The organism is Nocardioides luteus, assembly GCF_000960475.2.
Lineage (GTDB): Bacteria > Actinomycetota > Actinomycetes > Propionibacteriales > Nocardioidaceae > Nocardioides > Nocardioides luteus_A.
In genome coordinates this window covers 1-1,498 of sequence record NZ_JZDQ02000077.1, presented here as the reverse complement: position 1 = coordinate 1,498, position 1,498 = coordinate 1, and the positions used below count along the sequence as shown (strand labels likewise).

Sequence of the window (1,498 nt, the reverse complement as noted above, 5' to 3'; positions counted from 1 at the left end):
ATACACGGTGCGGTAGTCGGCGGGCAGTTCGGCCGCACGGGCTTCCATGCGCTTCCAGTCCTTCTTGTCGCCGATGAGGCGGGTGAGGATGTTGGTCATGGTGGTGCTCCTTCTTCGGGGGTTTCGGGCCCTTGGTTTGGGGCTGTGGAAGAAGCGTGCAGGGCTGACGTAGCGTCAAGGTCAAGCACCGATCTGAAGAAAGTTTTCAGGCTGCGAGGGTGTGGGCGAGCAGCATGTTGCGCAGCCGGAGTTCGGCTGGGGACAGGGGTGGTGGGTCCGGTTGCCAGGTGTCGGGTGGTGGGCTGACATAGGTGTGCCCGGTGGGTGTGATGGTGGTGATGCTGCCGTCGGGTCCGGGTCTGGCCTGCCAGCCGACGGCTTCTTTGGCTTGATTGCATCGCTCACAAAGGCCCTGCAGGTTCTCGGCGCTCGTCGCCCCGCCGTCGGCGTGGCGTTGGATGTGGTCGATGTTGCGGATCGGGGCATCGCAGCCGACGGTGCGGCAGATCCCGCCATCCCTGGTGGAGATGAGCTCGGCCAGTCCGTCGGGTGCTTTGCGGGAGCGGGATTCCATCGCGACCAGTTGGCCGGCGGGGTCGGTGAACAATCGGCGCACGAACACCTCGGCGTCGGCGAGCGCTTCGCGTGCCCAGGCTGCCGGAACAGGGCCGTAACCCTCGACCACGGCCGGCTGATCGGCGTCGCCCGTGAGCGAGTCGGCGGTCATCACGACCTTGACCTCGATCCGCGGCTTGCTCTCGGCGCTGGTGCGGCCGGTGATCCGGTCGACGAGGGTGTCGGCCATGACCTGACCACGGGTGCGTTCGTCGCCGGCGGCACGGGCCGCGTTGGCGGCCTGATCCAGCGCGGCGTAGACGGCGACGCCGTCTTTGACCGGCAAGAGGGCGCCAAGCCAGGTCATGGTGTCCGGTGCGGGCCGCAGGCTGACCCGTCGGTCCTTGACGGCGTTGGCGGCGCGGGTCACGACGGAGGCTTGGTCGAGGGTGATGGCGAGTTTCTTGGCGGCGTTCTCGAGCTGTCGCAGCCCCATCGACACCGCCTTCGCGGGCTCGCCGTTGGGTCCGGGTGCGCAGAGTCGGTCGTCGATGACCCGGCGGTCCTCCAGGGAGAGGCAGGCGGTTTCGCGGGCGAGGATGGTGGCCTGCCACTGCGAGAACAGGCCAGCTTTCATCAGCCTGAAGGTGTGCGGCATCTCGGTGAGCAGGATCCTCGCCAACCCCAGCAGCTGCGCACCCTTCGCTGGTGAAACCCGCCGCGCCAAAGCGATCTGCAAGGCCACCCCTTCACCAAGCTTCCGGGCAGGAACACCCGCCTGGGCCTGCCGGACACGAGCAGCTTCTTCGAGACGTACCGCTGCTTCTGCCTGCACGGCCTCGGCGGTGCACTTCACGGCTTCGAGACGAGCGATCCAGTCGACCAGCTCAGCCTCGGACGCGCCCGGTGGCGGTCCAGCGAGGAGGTGGTCGACGGTCTCGTT

Annotated in this window: 1 protein-coding gene; it reads right to left on the bottom strand. The window is 67.6% G+C overall.

The annotated features are described in order from the left end of the window. Nucleotides 1–205 precede the first annotated feature (205 nt). Nucleotides 206–1,498: HNH endonuclease (locus UG56_RS27340; protein WP_143055231.1), on the bottom strand; the 1,293-nt coding region annotated here is incomplete at its 5' end.